This is a genomic window from Pseudomonas sp. D3, from assembly GCF_029320995.1.
GTDB classification, from domain to species: Bacteria; Pseudomonadota; Gammaproteobacteria; order Pseudomonadales; family Pseudomonadaceae; genus Aquipseudomonas; species Aquipseudomonas paraveronii.
Window position 1 is genome coordinate 5,957,704 of the sequence record NZ_CP119772.1, and the last position, 15,731, is coordinate 5,973,434.

Here is a 15,731-nt window from a genome sequence, read left to right on the forward strand (position 1 = left end):
TTAAGGGCCTATAGCTCAGTTGGTCAGAGCAGAGGACTCATAATCCTTTGGTCCACGGTTCAAGTCCGTGTGGGCCCACCAACTCCAAAGCCGCGCATTGCGCGGCTTTCGCGTTTCTGGCGGAACCATCACAGATACAGTCCTATGGTCCAAGGGTACAATTTAGGTACAGTGCTGGTTCGCCAGCCGCCTAGGAGCCCCCTCTCATGGCTACTCTCGTCAAAACCCCTTCCGGCACCTGGAAGGCACTCATTCGTAAAAATGGCTGGCCCACTGTCGCCAAAACCTTCCGCACAAAGCGTGATGCGGAGGACTGGTCGAGGCGTACCGAAGAAGAAATGGTGCGTGGCGTGTACATCCGGCGTAGCGGCTCGGAGAAAATGACGCTAGAGGCTGCACTCAAGCGCTACCTGAGCGACATAACCCCCACCAAGAAGCCCACCACTCAGCGTGGCGAAACCTCGAAAGCCAAGAAACTCATCGAGCACCTGGGCAAATACTCACTGGCTGCCCTCTCCGCTGAAATCATCGCCGGCTATCGTGACAAGCGCCTGAACGAACCCAGCCGTGGTGGGACCATCAGCAACAACACCGTGCGCCTCGAACTGGCCCTATTGAGCCACCTGTACACGGTAGCGATTCAGGAGTGGGGTTTGGGTCTGACGTTCAACCCAGTGCTGAACATCCGTAAGCCAAGTCCTGGGGATGGTCGTGACCGAAGGTTATCACCGGAGGAAGAACGCCTTCTGCTCGCGGCCGTGAATCGACACAGCAACCCTATGCTGGGCTGGATTGTTTGCATCGCTCTGGAAACAGGTATGCGCTCGTCAGAGATCTCATCCCTACGGCGACCCCAAGTGGATTTGGCAAAGCGCGTCATACGTCTCTCAGACACAAAGAACGACGGCTCGCGTACCGTTCCACTGAGTAAGCGCGCCACTGAAGTGTTCAAAGCTGCGATGGATAACCCGGTGCGACCAATCGACTGCGATCTGGTGTTTTTTGGTGAGCCTGGAAAGGATGGGAAGCGTCGGCCGTATACCTTCACCAAGATTTGGGGACAGCTCAAGAAGAAGCTCGACCTACCTGACTTCAGGTTTCATGACCTGCGCCATGAAGCAGTAAGTCGGCTTGTCGAAGGCGGACTGTCCGACCAAGAGGTATCAGCTATCAGTGGGCATAAATCGATGCAAATGCTTAAGCGTTACACGCACCTGAGAGCCGAAGACCTCGTCAGTAAACTGGACAAAATAACGAGACCTTGAGCTGAAGCTTGCTAATTTAAACGGAGGATTTTGGCCACGCCCCCCTCGCATTCGGAGCTTTTCTGTATGCGAAATTGCACTCCACTTGACCACCTGACTGTAGTGGTCTAATGAAACCGGACACCCATTTAGGCGAGAATGCTCGCCAGATCGAGGTGTCAGATGACCAAACAACGCCGTTCCTTTTCCGCTGAATTCAAGCGCGAGGCTGCCGACCTTGTGCTCAAACAAAACTACAGCTACATCGAAGCCAGCCGTTCACTCGGCATTGGTGAGTCGGCATTGCGCCGCTGGGTTGACCAGATTCAGAAAGAACATAAAGGCATCACTCCGCAGAGCAAGGCACTGACGTCGGAGCAGCAAAAAATTCAGGAGCTGGAAGCCCGGATTGCTCGGCTTGAGCGAGAGAAATCAATACTAAAAAAGGCTACCGCGCTCTTGATGTCGGAAGATCACGAGCGTTCGCGCTGATTGACCAGTTGAGCGCCCATGAGCCGGTTGATTGGCTGTGCAAGGTGTTTGACGTCACTCGCTCGTGTTACTACGCCCAGCGCCTGCGGCGCCGCACGCCCGATGTTGAACGGCTTCGATTACGTAGTCGCGTCAGTGAGCTGTTCTCGCAAAGTCGCAGCTCTGCGGGCAGTCGTAGCATTCTGTCGCTGATGCGTGAAGACGGTGAGCAACTCGGTCGATTCAAAGTGCGTAGCTTGATGCGCGAGCTTGATTTAGTCAGCAAACAACCCGGCTCCCATGCCTACAAACGAGCAACAGTAGAAAGACTCGATATCCCGAACACATTGAACCGCGAGTTCGATGTGGCAGCGCCCAATCAAGTCTGGTGCGGCGATATCACCTACATTTGGGCGCAAGGAAAGTGGCATTACCTGGCTGTCGTCTTGGATCTTTGTATGCGTCGGATCGTGGGTTGGGCGCTGTCGGAAAAGCCAGACGCTGAGCTGGTGATCAAAGCGTTGGATATGGCCTACGAGCAGCGTGGCAGGCCTTCGGATCTGCTATTCCACTCGGACCAAGGATCGCAATATGCAAGCCGACTCTTTCGCCAGCGGTTGTGGCGATACCGCATGCGCCAGAGCATGAGTCGACGAGGAAACTGCTGGGATAACGCACCGATGGAGCGCGTATTTCGCAGCTTGAAAACAGAATGGATACCGACCGTGGGCTATCGAACTGCGCAGGAAGCACAGCGCGATATCAGCCATTTTTTGATGCATCGCTACAACTGGATTCGGCCTCACCAATTCAACGAGGGGTTGGCACCAGCGCGGGCCGAGGAAAAACTTAACGTCGTGTCCGGGATTAGTTGACCACTACAGACTGCATTTAGACAAGCACGCTTCGTGACCGTGAGCGGCGGGGAGCTGGGTATTGCTGCCGGTCGTGACCGGCAGAAATCGACCTATAACGGGCAGTCAAAACCCGGCTGAGATCGGCCAACAGCGGGCACTCAAACGTGCCTACGAAGCTCGGGGCGATTCAGGATGATGGCAATTCACCACCTCAGTTGGGTAAACTTCTTCCTACTGCGCGTGAACACCTCTTTCATCGACGATGACGCAGCTTAGAAAGGAAGCTATGAAGCTTATTACTACTGCCAAAGCGTTGGAGCTGGAGTTTCAACGGCTCATAAAATCCCATTCCAGTATTTCCCTCGGGGTGGCCTGGGCGTCGGCCTCAACTCCTTCCTACAAGCTTTTGCTCGAACACAGGGACAAGATTCGCGTCGCGGTCATCGGTACACATTTCTATCAAACCGACGCGAATGTCCTTGATGACTTCGTTGACAGTGATCGCGTGAAGTTCGTATTGCAGACCAATGGTGTGTTTCACCCCAAGGTGTATCTATTCTGGAGCGATGATTACTGGGAAGCGCTGATCGGCAGTGCCAACTTTACGGCAGGTGCCTTCGGCCAAAATACTGAACTCTGTACATTACTAACGAAAGATGATGGCCTCAACCTTCTGGAACTGCAGGCTCTGATTAGTGGCTACGCACAATACGCCAGAACTGTTACCGGATCTGAGGCAGAACGGTACCGCCACCTCCGGGAATCGAAAAAGCCGGAGCTTCGCAAACTAATGAATCAATATGGCGAACAGACTACGCGCAAGCCTGCTATCGAATCCGTCGTAATGGGAATGGATTGGGACAGTTACCTTGCACAGATCAAAAAGGATAAGCAGCACGGCTTTAACGAACGCCTGGACCTTCTTGATTGGATTCAACAAGCATTCGCAAGTGCGTCCCGATTCAAGGACATCGACTCCCAAAGCCGGCGAGTAATCGCGGGACTCCCCAATCAAATTATGGAATCGGCGGCCTGGTTTGGTTCCATGCAAGGTGCGGGCATATTCAAGAATGTCGTAATCGAACATCCCCTGCATTTGTCGAACGCGCTGGATGCAATACCCAGCTCCGGAACTGTCACTCGAGCGCAATATCAGCGCTTCATCAAAGAATTCCGCAAGGCATTTCCGAACGGCGGTGATGGAATAGGAACCACCACACGCTTGCTCAGTATGAAGCGACCTGATCAGTTTCTCTGCGTGGACAGTGCGAACCTGAAGCGATTAGCCAAAGATGTGGGAATCAACCGCGCCGACCTACTCGATTACAACCGTTACTGGGACGAGATCGTGGAAAGGATAATGGATACATCATGGTGGAAGTCCAAACCACCAACGAAGGATGCCGATCTGAGGGCTTGGAAGGCAAGAGCGGCGATGATGGATGCACTCTTCTATGAACCCAAGCCGCATTAAAAAACCACAGCAACCACGATGAAGAAACCTTGACGTTTAATAAGGAAATAAAATGGACAAGCACCTCGATATGACTACTCAGTTCCACAACAAACTTCAAAAGTTATTAGCGAGCAAAACTCGTCATACCTGCATGTACCCGAATTGTTCCGAGCCGGCAATTCATGCGCACGCAATTTCTAAAGAGCATGCGCTTCGCGCCATCGCAGAGGATGGACTTCTTATTCATGCCCAGCCCTTTCGCTCCGACAGAGAACTGTATAAAGAAATCAAGTTCGAAGAAGTCGGAATCGAAAAAGCGACAACCTTCAAAGGCTTCTGCAAAAATCACGATTCGAAATTTTCCGCACTCGACAAGTCAGGCATCAATACATTCGGCGATGTGTTTCTTCAGCTATACCGATCTTTTGCAAGCATCGTATTCGAAGACAAAGCTTATTTGACCAGCGCACGGCACGCAGGCGACAACGAAAATTTTAATGAGCACTTTGAATTAAGCAAGCCTATCAGTGCTGCTCGCGCATTGGCATTGTCTTATGATTTGATAGATGGTTATGAAAATGCTGATGAGAAACTGCCTTCCGGCAACAGATTACAGCTCACGCCCTTTTCCACTGTCGCGGGCATGAGTGCACATGTTCTCGTTCGCCGAATAAACTTTCCGTGCCCGGTTGCACTACAAAAGAAATTTGTTCTTTGGGAAGATGGCGAGTTTTTTGACACCTTTGTATTCGTCATCCCCTCAGAAAGCTCCCCTACGATGATTATCGTTTGTGATCCAAGGTACACAGACAGGCTATTCGGCAAGGTGCGCACAGACATTGACACGTTAAACTTCATAGAGACGTGTATGATTTGTGACGGCAACTGGTGGCTCGCACCATCAATCGTGCGCGGGTGGTCAAAAGAAAAATTTGAACTTATAGAAAGTGACTACTGGAATTTCCACGAAATAAAATTCCTTGATCTCTACGACGTATCACTTTTTGATGAGATAAGGATCAAGCTCTGTGAGTCGCTGCCAAGCGCTGAGCGTGATAAAGAAATTTCGAAGATCGAAAGCCTTCCAGTCAGGCAAGCGCCAGAGCTGCGCAAACTAGCCTTTTCGGTAAAGGTTGAACGCGACAAAATTCGCGTAAAAGAAAAATTTCCGGAAGGCATCATTATCGACGAGGAGCGCTGACCTTAGCATTCCACGGGCCACCCTACCGAGGGGAGGGGGTGGCCATTTCTTGGAGTCTCTCTTTCATAACCGCATCCATCAATGTAGTGTCTGCATAATGAACTTGCTAAAATTTTTCAAGACAAAAAAATCTAATACGCCTACTACCTCTGAACTACGAAAAATTGACGACTCCCCCTCCAGCAAAATAGAACAGAGTAGGGACACTCCAACAAAATCAATTCCAGACTTCTCCAACACACACAGATCCATAATGGAAATCTGGAATAAAATCGGTGCGACACCCTGCACCGTTGAAACCGGCACAATATTATACTCAGGAGTCCGCTCAAAGTCGCCCATCGCAAATATTAATGAACTCTTAAAAAGCCGCGACAACTTATGGATATCTCAAAGTGCTTTTTATGCCGGCGAATATTGCTACCGCAACCCTAGCCCAACAACTTATTTTGCACTTTTGAAGTTTCGCGTTACTCGACCAACCCCTATCCTAGAGTTCCCAAATAAATTCCATCCAGCCACTGCTTTTTTTGATTACGTAGAAACTGAATCCGGATTCGAAGTTGACTATTCTGCCCCGCCAAAATATCAATGGTTCGAACATGGACAAGTCGACCATCATGTAGATGTCTACTTTCGCGACATTGTGAAGAACGGCAACTTCAAAGTTGAGCCGACTGGCCACATGCGAAGAGCCATAAAGCATCAGCTTGGCGCAATTCCCGGAGAAATAATCGAACTATACATTGGGGATTTCAGTAGCATAGAGCTTGTTGACTGGATAGTGCCGCCTGCGACAAAACTGGAATATATTAACTTAATTGGCTCCAATCATGAAAATGCTGCAAACATTCTATTTCCTTAGGAGTCAGCTCGTCGAAAAAAGTCTTTAAAAAGATAGAAGTTTTTGAGGAGCAGAAAGGGGATAGATTTATTTCCCACTGCGTTACAGCCCGCTTCTGGACGTTCTCTTACGGTCGTCGCTGCGGCGTGTGTTGGTAAATACAATGTAACCGGTTGGTCGCCACGAATACAATTGACTGGTCAGTAGCAATGCAAATGGGGTGGTCAAGTCTATGCAGTTGGGCACCATAACCGTAAATATACAAAGAACTGGCTATAAAAGGCGGCTTTTCGTGTCTGAAATCACTGATATAAACTTTCCGAAACGTAACAGCTCACACTTCTGTCACAGTAGATCGTGCCACCGAAAGCAAGCTGGCTAAGCTTACCTCCGCCGCTTCCACTCCATTAGCATTGGCGCGAATGCCAAAGCGGAGGCTGCGCAAAATAATCCGTTTGCAACCTCATCAAATCCGGAAAGCTCAAACACACCGTCGACTAGCTTGGCAGCCAAACTCAGAGCCAACAGGCTACCTGGCCATCGAGCATATCGGAGCGCTTCGAACCTCAGATTATCCAGCATCAATAGGTTGAGACGGACGCTTTTACTCTCAGGTATGGGGGCCGAGACCACAGCGACAAGTTCAAGTAGATCCAGGGTTCGATCAGCCTCGCTATTCGTTTCCTGTCTTTTGTGCAGTCGACGGTGGTAAACCGTGTTTCTGACCAGGTCTTCAGATGGAAGATCCTTCAATTGATGCCATCTGAAGGACGCCACACCGTACTCCCGTAGCAGCGTTACCGAGGTATAGGGTCTCTGGAGTACTTGCAGGTAGCGCCCGTCTAACAGAGCGAACCACTCATCCTGTCGCTTTGCTGGCTCTATGAGCTGAATTCGTTCGGGAGCAGGATAATTCTGCTCATCAACCCATGCAGCAATGGGTTTATTACCATGCGTACGCATGAATGCAACACGATGCTTACCTTCATGAGCAGTCAATATGGCCAAGGGCTTGTACCAGGTATAAAGAGCCTTGTTGGACCATGTGAAGTTAGTCGAGTAGCTCTCAATCTTCTCCGCTATCTCCTTTTCAGGAACGTCTTTAGGCTTCCCCTTGATGCTTGCACCAAGGACATAGCGAGGATCAACAAGGGCTTTGAATCGCTCCGACTGGGATTCCTCCCAGTCGAGAAAAGGCACCACCATGCGTAGAAATGAATGCCCCCAAAATGCGCAGGTACCACCACTGTCCATCCAGTCGTTTTGATACTCCTGCTCAAAATAATGCCGGGAGTTCATATCCATCGAGAATTTGATGGTGCATAACGCCCTTGAGGCTCCCATCATCCGATCAGAGACCTGAAGGGACAAAACCCCTACTTTTTCAGCTATTTCGCTCACTTGCACACTCCCTGCGGCAACCAGAATTAGAACTTTATCTCGGACGCTTCGTGTCACCACCAAGTTTGACACCGAGCCTTGAAAGCGGGTAGGCACTCATCTAAGTTCTCATCCCTGCGACGACCTCAGATAGATTTGGCATAGCGTGTCATACGTCTCTCAGACACGAAGAACGACGGCTCTCGAACCGTTCCACTGAGCAAGCGCGCCACTGAAGTATTAAAACCGCGATGGGCAACCCGGTGCGGCCAAACGACTGCAATCTGGTATTTTTCGGTGAACCCGGAAAGGACGGGAAGCGTCGGCCGTAAACCTTCACCAAGATTTGGGGACAGCTCAAGAAAAAACTCGATCTGCCTGATTTTAGGTTTCACGACCTGCGTCACGAAGCAGTGAATCGGCTTGTCGAAGCCGGGTTATCTGATCAAGAGGTTTCGGCAATCAGTGGTCATAAGTCAATGCAGATGCTCAAGCGATATACCCATCTTCGAGCTGAGGATCTGGTGGATAAGCTGGACGAAATCTCAAGGTGACTCAGTTCTTGTAAAAAATCGTGAAAAAAATACGACTATTTTATAGTCGCATCATAGAAAAACCAAAAAACACTAGGGAAACTCTGAAAAAGACTTCCAACTCTGGTGAAATACGCCTGTCCCACGAACTGAACGGTTGAGCCCCGATGAAGCAAATGTCTTTCGCTGATGCCGAGTACGCAGGCAAACGTAAGCAGACCCGCCGCGAGCGTTTCCTGATTGAGATGGATCAGGTTGTGCCCTGGAAAGGTCTGATTGCGTTGATCGAGCCGTACTATCCGAAGGGCGAAGGCGGTCGTCCGGCGTATCCGTTGATGGCCATGCTTCGGGTTCATCTGATGCAAAACTGGTTCGGCTACAGCGACCCGGCGATGGAAGAGTCCCTCTACGAAACCACGATTCTGCGCCAGTTTGCCGGGCTGCATTTGGATCGGATTCCGGATGAAACCACGATCCTCAACTTCCGCCGGCTGTTGGAAAAGCATGAGCTGGCCGGTGGTATTTTGCAGGTCATCAACGGCTATTTGTGTGATCGTGGTTTGCTGCTGCGCCAAGGTACAGTGGTCGATGCGACGATCATTCATGCACCCAGTTCGACCAAGAACGAGGACGGTAAACGCGACCCTGAAATGCACCAGACCAAGAAAGGAAATCAGTACTTTTTTGGGATGAAATCGCACATCGGTGTCGATGCGGAATCCGGTTTGGTGCATAGCGTAGTGGGCACGGCGGCGAATGTGGCGGACGTGACCCAGGTCGACCAGTTGCTGCATGGCGAGGAAACTTACGTCTCTGGCGATGCCGGTTACACCGGTGTAGAAAAGCGTCCCGAGCATCAGGATCGCGAGATGATCTGGTCGATTGCCGCGCGCCCAAGCAGCTATAAGAAGCATGCAAAAAAGAGCCTGATCGGTCGTGTGCGCCGCAAAATCGAATACGCGAAAGCACAAGTACGAGCCAAGGTTGAGCATCCATTCCGGGTAATCAAGCGCCAGTTTGGTTATACGAAAGTCCGCTTCCGAGGCTTGGTTAAAAACACTGCGCAGCAGACCACACTGTTTGCCTTGTCGAACCTGTGGATGATGCGAAAACGGCTGTTGAATGCAGGCGAGGTGCGCCTGTGATGCGGACAATGAGCCTTGAAAAGGTGCTATCTCGCAAAAAAACGCGAACTGAGAGGAGGAAAGGCCTGATTTCCGAGCAAGTCGGCGTTTTTTGAACCTAAAACAGCGAGGCCGTTAAAAACGGCTGCTTACTTCAGACCTTCCCTAGCAAACACCCGTTACATATAGGCCTTATCAGAAAGCCACCGTTCAATTTCAAAACCAACATAGCCAACTTAAGACTACCAAGACGCATAAAGCAGTCAACCAAGATACTATATATTGGTAGTTTCTACGCGTCAGCCGGTTTGACAACACGCCAATCCCCCTCAAGAATTCGCAGACCTTCTCCAAAAACTGCGAACTTACACATGACAACTGAAGAGTATCTACTTAATCGTTTTGGCCCGCTGATGAGCATCCCAGACATTGCTACCCTACTAGGCCGCTCGCCTGATGGAGTAAGGGTCTCTTTATATTCAGACACCGACATTTCTCGAAAACTCAAACCTGCAATGATACGGATCGGCCGCCGCGTATATTTTAGGACAATGCAAATAAATGACGCGCTGAACTTAGATATTGAGGTGAGCTCTCAGGACAGTCTGCAATGAGCCACACGTTTAATAACTTGGTATGGGCACGTCGATTTGGCTCTCCTACCGAAAAACTCATAATGCTTGAATTAGTGAGGTATGCGGACGAAACGGGGAAGTGCTGGCCAAAAATAAAAACCATAGCAAGCTCTTGCCTTATTTCTTCCAGAACAGTTCAGCGCCAAATTAAGCAATTTGAACGAGCAGGTCTACTAACTATTCAAAAAGAATATCGTAACGATGGCGGCCAGACGACGAATAGATATTTCATATGTATTGCCGCGCTAACCGCCTTACCCCCCACTGACAATGCTGTCATGGGGAGGATGACATCCATGACACCCCGGCCCCAGACAGCAGCGAGTCACACAGGGGATGACATAGCGGTGCCATCCCAAGAACTACCAACAGAACCAACAATAGAAATACAACAACGAACTGAGAATGAGCTGCAATACCCGGCAAGGCTAAAAGCCAGTGACCGCGTGTGGATCATCAAGCTTCTTCAGGATGTGCCATACCAAGACGCTCAATTAATGCTTGACGAACTGGCAGCAGCGTTAAGCGCCGGAAGAATCAAAGGAACATCCTCAAGATGGTTCTACGGACTAATCAATAACTATAAAAAGGGGAGTTTCTGTCCTCTAGCAAAACCGATCAAACCAGAGCCAATATCCAATAAACGCACTGCTGAAGAGGTGAAAGAGTTAAAACCTCGAAGTGAGATTGGTGCAAGCGCCCTAGAAAATCTAAAAAGAAAAACACTGATCAAACCTTCAAATCAATAAATGGCCCTACCACAACAGCAAGGGAGAATTACAATGTCACTTCACTTTAAGCAACTTGAGAACTACTGCGATAGCTTGGAAAGAACTGGCAACATTCAAGTCATTTTACGCGCCCACTACAAAAACGGATTTGCACTCAGCGTTTCCGATGGAGTAATTGACCACACCATTACCGATGAAGAGAACCGTCAGTTATTTTTCAGAACGGTAGAGATGGCATTGGATGAGCTAGCAAATATCCCCTATATTTCCGACCAAATCATGGTCGACCGGAGGCTTTGGTCCTAGCCAAAGGAGTCAACAATAAAATACCAATTACAGCCAACTGGTCAGAACCAATACTTGTATCTCCGCCTTCTTTATAGCTAAACACTGTAAGCACCAGAGCAAAGGTTACACACACCTGCATCCGGACATACTCGATGGAGCACTACAATGATTTCATATGTTTACCTACCAATGCTCGTCCTAAGCACATTCCTGATCATATCCATCCGTAGATTTTGGATATGCGCCGATAGGATGGGCTTTATGCGTGAACTCTCACGGCGCGCACCTGCACTACTCCATCGGGACATCATGGCTGCTGTTCTCGCGTTGGTGCCGTTCTCGATGGCATTTCTTGACTGGTTTGGCATAACCCTTCCCCGTCAATCAGCCCCGATACCTCCTTTGCTTGGCGTAATCCTGGCAGCCGGTAGTCTTGGAGCATCTATCACCATTCTGAACAATTCCCTGCACCGGCTTGCCGGTAGCTGGGCAGGCACCCGGGAAAGCGTGCTGCGCACTTTGGCAGCGATGCAAATCATTGATGCGACCGAATTAGCATTTACCATGGACACCGACAAAGTCGATATTGCAAAACCAGCGAGCGCTGAACGGACCCTCAACGTCATTCAATCCAAGGAAGAAAAATGAAATCCCTCCTGACTACCTCCGCGTCCCTAATGATCGTCACTGCCATCCTCTCAGGCTGCGGCAAACAAGAGCCCGTGCAGACGCTTGATTGGTACAAAGCAAACGCGCCTGAAAGACTTAAGGTTCTGGAAAGGTGCAAGGCAAACCCTGGCGAGCTTGCTCTGACACCGAACTGCGTCAACGCCAAAACTGCCGCAAACGCATTGGTGCTTGAGAATCGTGAATACAAGCAGCGTGAACCGATGAATTTCTCTTCTCAGGGAAAATAGAATGGCGACCAAAACAGGAATATTTGAATGGATCGGAGGGTCAATGGATCAAACCCTTCATACGTTCATCAACATCACTTCGAGCCGAGTGATTGAGGATTTCACGCTCACCGTGACGATAGGCGGGACGCTATATTTGACGATGGTCGGCTACATGATGATCACCGGAACGATTGAGCAGTCGGCCTCTCACTTTTTCAAAACCTGCGGAAAATTCCTGCTCATCAGCGGGTTGGCCATGCAAGCCGACACCTACATGTCGTGGGTAGTAGAGGCATTGAGGGGGCTTGAAACAGGAGTCACGGCCGCCTTTACAGCGACGAGTGATCTATCAACCTCAGACTCGGTTTTCCAAGTCATTGACAAGGCAATGTCGGACGGCTGGCAGATAGGTGCAGACATGTTGTCGAAAATGGGGCAACGCCACTCCTACGAAATCGGAATGATTATGTGGGATGGGCTGAACGCCCTGATCGTCTATGCCGCTACGCTGCTCATCGCAGTTCCGGCAGGAGCTATGATTATTGTCGCAAAAGGCATGCTGTCGATCATGCTCGGAATCGGGCCAGTCTTCATCATGATGCTGCTGTTTGGACAGTTCACGTCCAAGTGGTTCGATAGCTGGTTTGCCCAGGTCATCACTTACATCATGCAAACGGCACTGGTTAGTACGGTTCTCAGCTTTGGGATCAAATACTTTTCCTCGATAACTGCCAGCATATTGGCAAACCCAGCCGATTACCCAATCGCAACGTTTCTGGAGCTACTGGTTACAACCATCGTCGTGCTCTACATGATGTATCAAGCCCATGGCGTTGCAGGAGGCCTTGCGGGAGGTATATCGAGTGCGGCACTGACCTTACGCGGAATCGCAAACGGCGCTATGGCACCAATCACCAAGGGCCTCAACAGGCAGTCAACGCGCCGTGACATGCAGTCGGGCCAGATGGTCACAGCTGGACGATTGAACCACCTCGCCGCTGGGAATACAGCCTGGAATCCAGCGTACCGACAACACGTCATGCAGAACATGGGCAAAAACTGGGGAAGTGCTACTGGAGGCAAAGTAAATCAGTAGCTCGTGACTCACGACTGATCAGACCTCGTTTCAACGGGGTCTTTTTCTGAGTACTTTCAGCAAGCGGATGACGGGTCAAGGGGTTGGTGCGGCCCGCAGGAGCGGAGCGACGAGGACTCGGCCCCTTGACGCGGGAGGAGCGACCAACGCTCACGGCATGGGTGTAGGGGATCAAGGCCGGAGGCCTCCCCTGTACCCTTGACGACAGAGGGCGACTCGCTCCCTTCCCGCTTGCGGGAAGGGCGGGGGGATGGGATATGAAAGAACGTTAACGCTATGAATCTAATGAACTAATCGAAAAAACAAGACAGTTTCAGCGTTCTTGTTTTGATAACTCATGCGTGCAAAACCATCCCGGGACGGATGGTCACTTGGTCCGGTAGATCCGTCGAAACCAGGTCCTGCCGGTATAAAGGCGCTTACAGATCTTTATGGACAGAACGCCTACCAGTGCGAAGACAATCCCGAAAACAACCCACAACACTGTCGAATTGGTAGACAGGTGATCGTGAACGAGCTTCGCCGCATACCAGCCTGCTGCCACCGAAACGATAATGAAAACGACGATACTTGCCCGAGGGGTGCCATAAGAAATTTCAGCATGACAGCCTCTACAAACTGAGGCGCCCCATGGAACGTTGTTCATGCAATGTGGGCAACTGACGGTTTGGTTGGTTTGCACCGATTCACTCCTTTGAAAAGCTTCCTTGAAGAACCACTAGTCTAACCGAGGTTCTCCCCAGTAAGGCACCGGAGAAGACGCTTGCACCGGTCAGTAATCCAAACGATGGAAATGTTTGAACACCGGTCTTAAAGCTCCGCGCTCCGCTTGGGCAACCCCTTCGGTTGCATCCCGTGTCCGAACTTGCCGGACTGGCTGCGGGGCAGGCACGGCGGGCGGAGCCCTTGACCTACCCCTAGCGATAGGCTGAGCGCTTCCTGTGGAGTCAAGGGTACGGCTACGCCCGTCATCCTCACCCGTTCGGTGCTCGCCTTCGGCTCCGCTCCGCATGCGGCCTCCGGTGCCGCCCTTGACACCACATCCAGCAAAAATCTTGGTACTTTCGCAGACGCGAGCTTCGCGTTCGTGTAGGGGCCAACCAAGATCACTCACTGCTGAGACTGCCTCAGACCGCTATCCTTTACACGATCAAGAATTCTCAAAAAACCATCAGGAACCACTATGAGTTCGGAAGACCAAAAAACCGATCAACATCAAAACAACATCGAACTGTCAGCTGGAATTGACCATCCCAAGGCATATCAACTCTCGGAGGCTGAGCGGAGCAAGCGAAGGGAAGCCGTAGCCTTTGCCAACGCCTCAGCAAACCTATCTGCATTTGAAATCACTGGCGGTATGAAACTCCTCGGCGAGCGTTACATCAGCGGCGAGATTGATCTGGAAGAATTTGTAGCGACCTCGCGGCAAGAACACGCCCAGTGAAGTGAAATCCACAGATGCTCATATTTTCATTGCTGGCGTGCGCGCATCGAACCGGAAAAAGCTTGTTCATGAACAAGGATTCAAGCACATGGAGATCTAGTGCAGGATAGGCGCTCGCCGGTAAACTGTGGTTCACTACGTATATAGTGAGCTGTTGATACCGAAAGAGGAATGCACATGCCGCGCAAAGCTAGCATCGGCGCCACGAGGGATAGCGCCGTTTACCGGGTACGCATACCGGATGATTTGAAATCAGAGTGGGAAGCACACTGCGAGAAAAAAGGGAGCTCCCAACACGGCATGATCCGAGCGCTAATGCGCTACGTCATCCAAGATGAGATGCCCCAAGACGTTCATAGTTGGATATCAGGACAAATCGCAGGCGAGCCGGACGAAGGTCAGAAACAAAGGCTGGAGGTTCGATTCACACCGAGTGAGCACCATGAGCTATCGGCACGCTCAGAGGCCGAGGGATGCTCTCCTCAACGGTGGGTAATCAATTGCGTTCGAGCAAGTTTAACCAACCAGCCCCAATTCACGATGGAGGCCACAAAGGCGCTTTGGGAGTCTTCGGGACAACTCCGATCAATCGGAAGAAACCTGAACCAGATAGCTAAAAAAATGAATGAGGGTGGAAGCCAAGAAGTGGCCATTAAAGAAATTCAGAAGCTTTCTACTTATATTTACTGCCACACAGAAATAGTTTCAGCGCTGCAAGATGCAAGTTTAAGCCGATGGAAGCTAAAGAGTAACCTAGTAGAAAACTCTTGACCTAGAGTTGAGAAATAGATTTCGCGATGCCTACTAAGTGGAGATAGCTCTACCATTAATAGGCATCCAGGTTACGACAGTAGCTTATTTTCATTCATAAGCGCATCTATGAGACCTCACTCACTACTTTCGGCCTTAGAAGCAGACTCTCTGGGCATCGCATTAATTAGCACAATATGCTTCGTATCACCCAACCCATTTTTTGTCATTATCCTTTGAACTTTATCCCGCTCAGAAAAGTTAAAATACAAAATGACCATGATCGGAGGATTTGTAGCCCTGGAGGCATCACTATAAATTTTAGCCTGATTCCTCAAGTTTTTTTCCATATGAGAATTTTTCGCCAGCTTAAATTCAATTATAGATTTGTCTTGGCTACCATAAGAAACTAGAAAATCAGCGGGACCCCGACCGTTATTCACTTCAGCATCAGAACTAAACTTTGAAGCAAACCATGTCAGCTTAAACATGATCTGCAAATCACTTTCTCGAGAAATCGGTATATTTTTTACGTAGAACAGACGATAGCCATCTTGCTTCTCAATCACATGCTTAAGATATTGAACTCTTTGCATACCTGCTTCGTAACTGTTCGGCTCAGCATCATAAAACTTGGTTTTATCCAATAAGTCGACCAGCTTACGTAAGTGCTCTTCGAAAAGCTTTTGTGCGACAGAAACCTTCTCTAAACTAGAAGTGCTCGCCGCATCCCTATCCGCCTCTCTTAGTCCTACATAAACATCCATAAGTTTAGGGT

General features: G+C 50.0%; 16 protein-coding genes, 1 tRNA gene and 1 pseudogene. 16 read left to right on the forward strand and 2 right to left on the reverse strand.

What is annotated here, in order from left to right:
- The first annotated feature begins 4 nt into the window (after nt 1–4).
- The 6 genes from P3S72_RS27665 to P3S72_RS27690 all read left to right on the forward strand — a co-directional run bounded on the left by P3S72_RS27665 (nt 5) and on the right by P3S72_RS27690 (nt 6,094).
- A tRNA-Ile gene (locus P3S72_RS27665) sits at nt 5–81 on the forward strand.
- A gap of 125 nt (nt 82–206) precedes the next feature.
- Entirely contained in the window at nt 207–1,265 is a 1,059-nt protein-coding gene (locus tag P3S72_RS27670; protein ID WP_276195148.1) for a site-specific integrase, read from the forward strand.
- Between the two features lie 162 nt (nt 1,266–1,427).
- Nucleotides 1,428–2,590 (forward strand): IS3 family transposase gene (locus P3S72_RS27675; protein ID WP_276194115.1). Its coding sequence is split into 2 segments (ribosomal slippage): nt 1,428–1,683 and nt 1,683–2,590, totalling 1,164 coding nucleotides; the frame shifts between segments, so codons are not numbered across the junction.
- 268 nt (nt 2,591–2,858) lie between these two features.
- The gene (locus P3S72_RS27680; RefSeq protein WP_276195149.1) at nt 2,859–4,046 is read left to right on the forward strand and encodes a phospholipase D family protein; all 1,188 of its coding nucleotides are present in this window, start codon (nt 2,859–2,861) and stop codon (nt 4,044–4,046) included.
- A gap of 52 nt (nt 4,047–4,098) precedes the next feature.
- The gene (locus P3S72_RS27685; protein WP_276195150.1) at nt 4,099–5,229 is read left to right on the forward strand and encodes a hypothetical protein; all 1,131 of its coding nucleotides are present in this window, start codon (nt 4,099–4,101) and stop codon (nt 5,227–5,229) included.
- A 253-nt stretch (nt 5,230–5,482) separates the two neighbouring features.
- Nucleotides 5,483–6,094 carry a hypothetical protein gene (locus P3S72_RS27690; protein WP_276195151.1) on the forward strand — a complete coding sequence of 204 codons (612 nt, stop codon included), beginning with the start codon at nt 5,483–5,485 and terminating at the stop codon, nt 6,092–6,094.
- Nucleotides 6,095–6,457: 363 nt separating this feature from the next.
- Here the strand turns inward: P3S72_RS27690 and P3S72_RS27695 are convergent, their stop codons facing one another.
- Nucleotides 6,458–7,474: a hypothetical protein gene (locus tag P3S72_RS27695; RefSeq protein ID WP_276195152.1), complete on the reverse strand. Its 1,017-nt coding sequence runs from the start codon at nt 7,472–7,474 to the stop codon at nt 6,458–6,460.
- A 75-nt stretch (nt 7,475–7,549) separates the two neighbouring features.
- Here P3S72_RS27695 and P3S72_RS27700 point away from each other — a divergent pair.
- The 10 genes and pseudogenes from P3S72_RS27700 to mobC form a co-directional block, all read left to right on the forward strand.
- Nucleotides 7,550–8,007 (forward strand): annotated as a pseudogene (locus P3S72_RS27700) (site-specific integrase); the annotation flags it as partial.
- Nucleotides 8,008–8,153: 146 nt separating this feature from the next.
- The gene (locus P3S72_RS27705) at nt 8,154–9,131 is read left to right on the forward strand and encodes an IS5 family transposase (RefSeq protein ID WP_250690870.1); all 978 of its coding nucleotides are present in this window, start codon (nt 8,154–8,156) and stop codon (nt 9,129–9,131) included.
- A 350-nt stretch (nt 9,132–9,481) separates the two neighbouring features.
- Nucleotides 9,482–9,724, forward strand: coding sequence for a plasmid-related protein (locus tag P3S72_RS27710; RefSeq protein ID WP_276195153.1), 243 nt, complete (start codon nt 9,482–9,484; stop codon nt 9,722–9,724).
- Nucleotides 9,721–10,494 carry a helix-turn-helix domain-containing protein gene (locus P3S72_RS27715; RefSeq protein WP_276195154.1) on the forward strand — a complete coding sequence of 258 codons (774 nt, stop codon included), beginning with the start codon at nt 9,721–9,723 and terminating at the stop codon, nt 10,492–10,494. The genes P3S72_RS27710 and P3S72_RS27715 overlap by 4 nt, the downstream gene beginning before the upstream one ends.
- A 33-nt stretch (nt 10,495–10,527) precedes the next feature.
- The gene (locus P3S72_RS27720; RefSeq protein ID WP_276195155.1) at nt 10,528–10,782 is read left to right on the forward strand and encodes a hypothetical protein; all 255 of its coding nucleotides are present in this window, start codon (nt 10,528–10,530) and stop codon (nt 10,780–10,782) included.
- Between the two features lie 243 nt (nt 10,783–11,025).
- A complete protein-coding gene (locus tag P3S72_RS27725; protein WP_276195156.1) occupies nt 11,026–11,412 on the forward strand; it encodes a hypothetical protein in 387 nt (128 codons plus the stop codon).
- Nucleotides 11,409–11,681 (forward strand): EexN family lipoprotein, encoded by a 273-nt coding sequence (locus tag P3S72_RS27730; protein ID WP_276195157.1) that lies wholly within the window; start codon nt 11,409–11,411, stop codon nt 11,679–11,681. Before P3S72_RS27725 ends, P3S72_RS27730 begins: the two co-directional genes overlap by 4 nt.
- 1 nt (nt 11,682) lies before the next feature.
- Nucleotides 11,683–12,759, forward strand: coding sequence for a type IV secretion system protein (locus tag P3S72_RS27735; protein ID WP_276195158.1), 1,077 nt, complete (start codon nt 11,683–11,685; stop codon nt 12,757–12,759).
- Between the two features lie 1,183 nt (nt 12,760–13,942).
- The gene (locus P3S72_RS27740; protein WP_276195159.1) at nt 13,943–14,203 is read left to right on the forward strand and encodes an antitoxin VbhA family protein; all 261 of its coding nucleotides are present in this window, start codon (nt 13,943–13,945) and stop codon (nt 14,201–14,203) included.
- A 177-nt stretch (nt 14,204–14,380) separates the two neighbouring features.
- Complete coding sequence (gene mobC / locus P3S72_RS27745) at nt 14,381–14,974, forward strand: plasmid mobilization relaxosome protein MobC (protein WP_103754737.1); 594 nt, start codon at nt 14,381–14,383, stop codon at nt 14,972–14,974.
- Between the two features lie 116 nt (nt 14,975–15,090).
- On the opposite strand, the gene P3S72_RS27750 is transcribed toward mobC, so the two are convergent.
- Nucleotides 15,091–15,720, reverse strand: a complete 630-nt coding sequence (locus tag P3S72_RS27750; protein WP_276195160.1) for a hypothetical protein — start codon at nt 15,718–15,720, stop codon at nt 15,091–15,093.
- Between the last annotated feature and the right edge of the window lie 11 nt (nt 15,721–15,731).

Excerpts from the sequence above, each read along its gene's own strand:
- P3S72_RS27670 (WP_276195148.1), top strand. The coding sequence starts at position 207 with ATGGCTACTCTCGTCAAAACCCCTTCCGGCACCTGGAAGGCACTCATT.
- P3S72_RS27680 (WP_276195149.1), top strand. The coding sequence starts at position 2,859 with ATGAAGCTTATTACTACTGCCAAAGCGTTGGAGCTGGAGTTTCAACGG.
- P3S72_RS27685 (WP_276195150.1), top strand. The coding sequence starts at position 4,099 with ATGGACAAGCACCTCGATATGACTACTCAGTTCCACAACAAACTTCAA.
- P3S72_RS27690 (WP_276195151.1), top strand. The coding sequence starts at position 5,483 with ATGGAAATCTGGAATAAAATCGGTGCGACACCCTGCACCGTTGAAACC.
- P3S72_RS27705 (WP_250690870.1), top strand. The coding sequence starts at position 8,154 with ATGAAGCAAATGTCTTTCGCTGATGCCGAGTACGCAGGCAAACGTAAG.
- P3S72_RS27710 (WP_276195153.1), top strand. The coding sequence starts at position 9,482 with ATGACAACTGAAGAGTATCTACTTAATCGTTTTGGCCCGCTGATGAGC.
- P3S72_RS27715 (WP_276195154.1), top strand. The coding sequence starts at position 9,721 with ATGAGCCACACGTTTAATAACTTGGTATGGGCACGTCGATTTGGCTCT.
- P3S72_RS27720 (WP_276195155.1), top strand. The coding sequence starts at position 10,528 with ATGTCACTTCACTTTAAGCAACTTGAGAACTACTGCGATAGCTTGGAA.
- P3S72_RS27725 (WP_276195156.1), top strand. The coding sequence starts at position 11,026 with ATGCGTGAACTCTCACGGCGCGCACCTGCACTACTCCATCGGGACATC.
- P3S72_RS27730 (WP_276195157.1), top strand. The coding sequence starts at position 11,409 with ATGAAATCCCTCCTGACTACCTCCGCGTCCCTAATGATCGTCACTGCC.
- P3S72_RS27735 (WP_276195158.1), top strand. The coding sequence starts at position 11,683 with ATGGCGACCAAAACAGGAATATTTGAATGGATCGGAGGGTCAATGGAT.
- P3S72_RS27740 (WP_276195159.1), top strand. The coding sequence starts at position 13,943 with ATGAGTTCGGAAGACCAAAAAACCGATCAACATCAAAACAACATCGAA.
- mobC (WP_103754737.1), top strand. The coding sequence starts at position 14,381 with ATGCCGCGCAAAGCTAGCATCGGCGCCACGAGGGATAGCGCCGTTTAC.
- P3S72_RS27750 (WP_276195160.1), bottom strand. The coding sequence starts at position 15,720 with ATGGATGTTTATGTAGGACTAAGAGAGGCGGATAGGGATGCGGCGAGC.